This window comes from Variovorax sp. MPBD4-3 (assembly GCF_058809745.1).
This window is the reverse complement of record NZ_JBXASW010000037.1, coordinates 54,618-61,000: the sequence shown is the minus strand read 5'-3', so window position 1 is coordinate 61,000 and position 6,383 is coordinate 54,618. Positions and strand designations below refer to the sequence as shown.

The following is a 6,383-nucleotide window of genomic DNA, read 5'->3' as shown; positions in this document are numbered from 1 at the left end:
CCGGTTTTCCTCCTTCCCCTTCCGGGGGAGGGCAGGGGTGGGGGCAAGCGGCGTTTGATGAAGCACCGCGCAAAAACCACCGCCGCTTGCCCCCATCCCAGCCTTCCCCCAGCGGGGGAAGGAGCAAGATAAAGACGGCGGAAGGGGGAAGGAGTCGAACCTTCCCGGCGACGACTGGCGCCACCAACCGGGTTTGAAGCCCGGCCGCCCCACCAGGGACGATCCCCTCCCATGAGCGCTGTTCACGGCCTTGCCCCGAACAACGACGTATCGGGCCGCAGCAGATGCGCATCTTTCACGCGCCGCGTCAGCCCCACACGGTCGAAAAACTCAAGAAGCTGGATCGCGCGCTTGCGTCCCAACCCCGTCGCATCCCTGAAGCTCGCGGCCTGCAGACCTTGCGGGCCTTCGAGGCAGTCGCGCGCAATCGCAGCCAGCCGCTCGACGGTCGCCAGCGGATAGTACAAGTCCTTCACCACCTGGAAGGCCTCGCCCCGGCGCGCGAGGCTCGCGAGCGTCTGCCGCACCATCGCCTCGCTCGCCGCGCAGTCCTTCGCAAGATCGCGCACCCACGGCGGATCGAAGCCGCCATCGGCCAGCCGCGGCAGCAGCTTCTGCGCGAGCTTCTGTTCGGCCTCGCCGAGGCGCGCCGCATGGTCCGGCAGATGCAGCCAGGTGCCGCTGCGCACCAGCGCACCGCATGCGGCCAGCGCGTCGAGCGCATGGCGCCACAGCGCATCGTCCGTGCGTGGCGCGGCCAGCCGCTTGAGGCGGCGTGCATCGGGGCCGACCTCATCGGGCGCCGTGCGATGGAAGTCCGCGAGCCGGCCGGTGATCTGTGCCTCGAGCGCATCCAGGTGCCGCTGCGCGATGGCCGTGTGCTCGATGCGCACCGCATCCGCAGGCAGCGGCAGGGCGGCTTCGCCGGGCAGCGACAGCGCACGCGCCAGCCGCGCGGTGTCGATGCCCAGCGGCGCGTTGTCCAGCAGCGCGGCCACGCGCGCGGCCCGGTCGTCGATGGCCCAGGCGGCCAGCGTGTGAAGCCGCTCGGGCGTGCGGCGGTAGCGCACCGGCGCGAACGGGTCGAGCACGCGCACGCCGGCCATGGTGCGCGTGGCCGAGGCATCGCGCAGCACGCCCCGGTCGCCATGCCACGCGCCGACGCTCTCCTTCGTCACCAACTGCGCCAGGGCGGTTTCGCCGGGCGCGAGCACGTCGCGGTCGAGCAGTGCGAGCGAAGCCATCACGTCGCTCGCGCCGAGGTGCGCGTGCACCGTGGTGCCCGAGCGCAGCGGCTTGGCCTCGTCGGGCCACAACGTGAGCAGCACGTCGATGCGGTCCGTGGCAAGCGCGATGGCGGGCGTGCAGACCCAGTCGCCGCGATGCATCTCGTCCTTGGTGGCCCCGGCCAGCGCCAGCGCGCAGCGCTGCCCCGCATGCGCCGATTCGGCCTTCTGGTTCTGTGCATGGATGCCGCGCACACGCACCGTGCGGCCGCCGGGCACCACGCGCAGCTCGTCGCCGATGCGCACCGTGCCGCTGAAGACCGTGCCGGTGACGACCGTGCCCACGCCCGAGAGCGTGAAAGCCCGATCGACCGCGAGGCGAAACGCCAGGCCGTCTTCGCGCCCATGCTCCCTGCGCGCCACGTCGAGCAGGCGTTCGCGCAGCGCATCGATGCCGTCGCCGGTGGTCGCCGACACCGCGAGCATCGGCGCGCCCGCGAGCGGCGTGGGCGCCAGCAGCGCCGCGATGTCCGAGCGCACCTCGGCCAGCCGCGCATCGCGCATGGTCTCGTCGATGCGGTCGATCTTGGTGATGGCCACCGTCGCCTCGCGCACGCCCAGCAGCGCCACCACCGCCAGGTGCTCGCGCGTCTGCGGCATCACGCTGTCGTCGGCCGCCACCACCAGCAGTGCGTGGTCGATGCCGGTGGCGCCGGCCAGCATGGTGTGCAGCAGGCGTTCGTGGCCGGGCACGTCGACGAAGCCCAGCGATATGCCACCGGGCGCGTGCAGGTACGCATAGCCGAGCTCGATGGAGATGCCGCGCCGCTTTTCCTCGGGCAGCCGGTCGGTGTCGACGCCGGTGAGCGCGCGCACCAGCGTGGTCTTGCCGTGGTCGATGTGGCCTGCGGTGCCGATGATCATTGCAGTCGCTCGCGCAGCAGCGCCAATTGCGCGACGAATTCGGCGCTGTCCTCCAGGCAGCGCAGGTCGAGCAGCAGCCGGTCTTCGGCGATGCGGCCGATCACCGGCAGGGGCAGGCCGCGCAGCGCGGTGGCGAGGGCGTCGAGCGCGGTGCCCGTGCCCTTCTTCGACGTGCCGGCCGGCGCGAGCGCGAGCCCGGCCGAGGGCAGCCGCTCGACCGGCAGCGAGCCCGAGCCGATCTGCCCGAGCAGCGGAACGACCTCGACGGTGAAGCGCGGCGACACGGCGGCTTGCACCGGTGCCTTCAGGCGCTCTGCCATTTCGCGGATCGCATCGGCGGGCCGCGTGAGCAGCCGCAGCGTCGGCAGGTCTTGCGCGAGGCGCTCGGGCCGCAGGTACAGCGACAGCGTGGCTTCCAGCGCGGCCAGCGGCAGCTTGCTCATGCGCAGCGCGCGCTTCATCGGGAACTTGCGGATGCGGCCGACGGCCTCCCTGCTGCCGACGATGAGGCCGGCCTGCGGACCGCCCAGCAGCTTGTCGCCCGAGAAGGTGACCACGTCGCAGCCGGCCGCAAGCATCTCCTGCGGCAGCGGCTCGCGCGGCAGGCCGTAGTGGGCCAGGTCGATCAGCGAGCCGCTGCCCAGGTCGGTGGCCAGCGGCACGCCGCGCGCGTGCGCGATGCCGGCGAGCGTGGCTTCGTCGACCGCGGCGGTGAAGCCCTGCACGGCGTAGTTGCTGGTGTGCACCTTCATCACCAGCGCGGTGTGCTCGTTGATGGCGCGCTCGTAGTCCTGCGGATGCGTGCGGTTGGTGGTGCCGACCTCGACCATGCGCGCGCCCGCGCTGGCCATCACGTCGGGCATGCGGAAGGCGCCGCCGATTTCCACCAGTTCGCCGCGCGAGACGATCACCTCGCGCTCGCGCGCCAAGGCCGCGATGGTCAGCAGCACGGCGGCCGCGTTGTTGTTGACCACCGTGGCGGCCTCGGCGCCGGTGATGCTGCACAGCAGTTCTTCGACCAGCGAGTCGCGATCGCCGCGGCTGCCGGTGGCGAGGTCGTACTCGAGGTTGTTGGGCGATGTCATCACCGCGAGCAGCCGCTGCAGCGCCGCGTCGGCCAGCAGCGCGCGGCCGAGGTTGGTGTGGATGACGGTGCCGGTGAGGTTCAGCACCGCGCGCATGCGCGGCGCGAGGCGGGCGCGGACGCGCGCGGCGAGTGCGTTGCCTAGCGCCTCTTGCTCGATGTCGGTAGCCGCCAGCTTGCCCGCCACGGCCCGCGCGCGAAGCCCCTCGAGCAGCGCGCGCGCTTCCTTCACCACCAGCGTGCGGCCGTGCTCGGCCAGCAACGCGCCCGGCACGGCGAGGCGCAGCAGTTGATCGACAGAAGGCAGATCCTGGGGCCTTGCCGTCGAGCCGTGGACCACGGACTCTTTCGGCGCTGCCATCAGCCGCCTCCGCCGTCGTCGGGGATCTCTGGCTCTCCGAACAGCAGCATCAGGTTGTGACCGCTGCGCTGGTGGCCGGCTTCGGAGACGAGCAGGTCGAGCGTGACGCTGGCGAGGTCGTCCGCGACGGGCTCGACCTCGGGGTCTTTCTCCATCGCGACCTGCTTGAGATAGTGGCCGCAGGTGTCGCAGCACTCGGCCTTGACCGCACCCTCGCGCGCGCCGGTGGCCGGCAGTTCCACGCCAGGCTGCGGCGACAGCGATTCGAAATGGATGCCCTTGGTGCTTTCGCAATGCGTGCACTTGATGCGCACGTAGTGCCACTCGGTGCTGCACAGCGAGCAGTGCAGATACCTGAAGCCCGCTTCGTCGGCGCCGATGCGCGTGATGCTCACGGTGGGTGCGCTGCCGCAGCAGGGGCATTCGTTGCCGGGGTCGGTGCGGCCGAAGATGTTCTCGCCTTCGCGGCCGGCCACCTGCAGCACGAGCTGCGTCCAGTAGGCCTGCAGCCCGGCGGCGATCAGCGGCGCGGCCGCGAGGTCGAGCCCGAACATGATGCGGCGCGAGAGGCGGTCGGCCTGCTGGTCGATCCATGCGTCGTCGGCGGCCACCACGCGGTCGAGCGTGTCGCGCGCCGGGCCTTCGGGCAGCCGGGCGCGGAAGAGGCCGAGCAGGCGGCGAAGCTCCTGCAGCCACACCGGGTCGCGCGTCCATCCGAAGGCGGGCATCGGCGGCTTCAGCACCTTGGCGGCGGCTTCGAGCGCGTCGGATTCGGGCAGCGCGACGGGCGCATAGTCCTGCAGCACCTGGTGCTGCGCCTGAGCGAGGTCGGCAATGAAGATCAGGTACTCGCGCATCGGATGCGAAGCCGCGAGCTGGCGCAGTCGAAGCTGCCGGTCGGAAAACGCGAGGGAGCGCACCGGCAGGCGCAGGAACGGCATCTGCCGCCCGGCCTGCATTGCAATCTGCTCGGGATCGAGAACGCGCGTGGTGCGGATCGGCGGCGGAGTGCCGGTTGAACTGCTCATTCAAATGACTCTACAGCGATTCGCACGATTTGCGATACGTGATTGGCCCCAGGGCCATTCGAGAGATACCGCGGAACCGGCTTTGCCGGGCCGCAGGTATCGCCCCCGGAAGGGGGGTGGCGAAGCGACACGAAGTGCGCGCAGCCTGGGGGAGAGCCTGTTTACTCACCTCGCGTCATTTTGCGATGCCAGAGTGGGTGGTTGAGCTTGGCCCATCCCTCGGTCACGGTGCCGCGCGTCATGGCGCGCAGCGTGCCCTTGACCCAGATGGCCGCGTAGATGTGCGTGATGACCGAAAGAATCAGCACCACCGCCGACACCGCATGCACCACCACCGCGATGCGCCGCAGCAATATCGGGAAGAAGCCGACGAACCATGGGCTCCAGAACATGAAGCCCGTCACCAGCAACAGCAGCAGGCTGATGCCGAAGGCCCAGAACACCAGCTTCTGACCGGCGTTGTACTTGCCCACCGGCGGCATGCCCGACTTGTCGCCCTTGAGCATCTTCGGCGCGTTGGCGATCCATTCGCGGTCTGCCTTGTCGAGGATGTTCTCGCGCCACATCGTGAAGAACAGGAACACGAAGCCCAGCACCATCAGCAGCCCCATGAACGGATGCAGGATGCGCGTCCACGGGCCGCCGCCGAACAGGGCGGTCAGGAAGAACAGGGCAGGGTGGAAGAAGGCCAGGCCCGAGAGCGCGGCCGCGAAGAACATGATCGCGACGAACCAGTGGTTCATGCGCGTGGCGTCTCGGTAGCGGCGAAGGTAGTAGCGTGTCATCGCAATCTCCTCATGCACGGGGCGCGGTGGGCGGCGGTGTCCGTGGCGGCTCTTCGATCACCACGACGTCGTCCGGGTGGCCGTCGCGGTCGGCATCGGGGTGGTCGTCCTTGGGCTCGATGGGGCCGGTCTTCATGTAGTGGAAGAAGCTGCCGACCACCGCGCCGATCATGGCCACCATCGCGAGCGGCTTGGCCACGCCCTTCCACAGCGACACCAGCGGGCTGATGTGCGGGTCTTTCGGCAGGTCGGCGTACAGGCCGGGGCGGTCGGCGTGCTGCAGCACGTACATCACGTGCGTGCCGCCCACGCCGGCCGGGTCGTACACGCCGGCATTGGCGAAGCCGCGCTCCTTCAGGTCGACGATGCGCTCCGAGGCGTATTCGTGCATGTCTTCCTTGGTGCCGAAATGCAGCGCGCCGGTGGGGCAGGCCTTCACGCAGGCGGGCTCCAGGCCCACGCCCACGCGGTCGGAGCACAGCGAGCACTTGTAGGCCTTGTTGTCGACCTTGCTGATGCGCGGCACGTCGAACGGGCAACCGGTGACGCAGTTGCCGCAGCCCACGCAATGCTCGCTGATGAAGTCGACGATGCCATTGGCGTACTTGACGATGGCGCCCGGCGAGGGGCACGACTTCAGGCAGCCGGGGTCGTCGCAGTGCATGCAGCCGTCCTTGCGGATCAGCCATTCGAGCTTGCCGGCCTCGGGCTCGACCTCGGAGAACTTCATCACCGTCCAGGAAGACGGGGTGAGGTCGACCGGGTTGTCGTAGGTGCCGTGGTTGGTGCCGACCTCGTCGCGCAGATCGTTCCACTGCATGCACGCGACCTGGCAGGCCTTGCAGCCGATGCAGGTCGACACGTCGATCAGCTTCGCCACCTGCTGCACCTGCGGGCGGCTGCGGATCTCGGGCGAGGGCGTGGTCGTGGCCGAGCGGGCGGCGATGTCCAGGGTTTGAAGGGAGGACATCAGTG

At 69.9% G+C, this 6,383-nt stretch carries 5 protein-coding genes and 1 tRNA gene; all 6 read right to left on the bottom strand.

Features of this window, described 5'->3' with window-relative positions:
- Positions 1-138: 138 nt before the first annotated feature.
- Positions 139-231: transfer RNA gene (locus AC1RVW_RS20305), tRNA-Sec, on the bottom strand.
- Between the two features lie 11 nt (positions 232-242).
- On the bottom strand, positions 243-2,150 hold the full coding sequence (gene selB / locus AC1RVW_RS20300) for a selenocysteine-specific translation elongation factor (protein ID WP_493202088.1): 1,908 nt from the start codon (positions 2,148-2,150) through the stop codon (positions 243-245).
- Positions 2,147-3,595, bottom strand: coding sequence for an L-seryl-tRNA(Sec) selenium transferase (gene selA, locus AC1RVW_RS20295; protein ID WP_493202086.1), 1,449 nt, complete (start codon positions 3,593-3,595; stop codon positions 2,147-2,149). The genes selB and selA overlap by 4 nt, the downstream gene beginning before the upstream one ends.
- Positions 3,595-4,623 carry a formate dehydrogenase accessory protein FdhE gene (gene fdhE / locus AC1RVW_RS20290; RefSeq protein ID WP_409196116.1) on the bottom strand — a complete coding sequence of 343 codons (1,029 nt, stop codon included), beginning with the start codon at positions 4,621-4,623 and terminating at the stop codon, positions 3,595-3,597. Before fdhE ends, selA begins: the two co-directional genes overlap by 1 nt.
- 161 nt (positions 4,624-4,784) lie before the next feature.
- On the bottom strand, positions 4,785-5,408 hold the full coding sequence (locus AC1RVW_RS20285; RefSeq protein ID WP_493202083.1) for a formate dehydrogenase subunit gamma: 624 nt from the start codon (positions 5,406-5,408) through the stop codon (positions 4,785-4,787).
- Positions 5,409-5,418: 10 nt separating this feature from the next.
- A complete protein-coding gene (gene fdxH, locus AC1RVW_RS20280) occupies positions 5,419-6,378 on the bottom strand; it encodes a formate dehydrogenase subunit beta (protein WP_409196114.1) in 960 nt (319 codons plus the stop codon).
- Positions 6,379-6,383 lie beyond the last annotated feature (5 nt).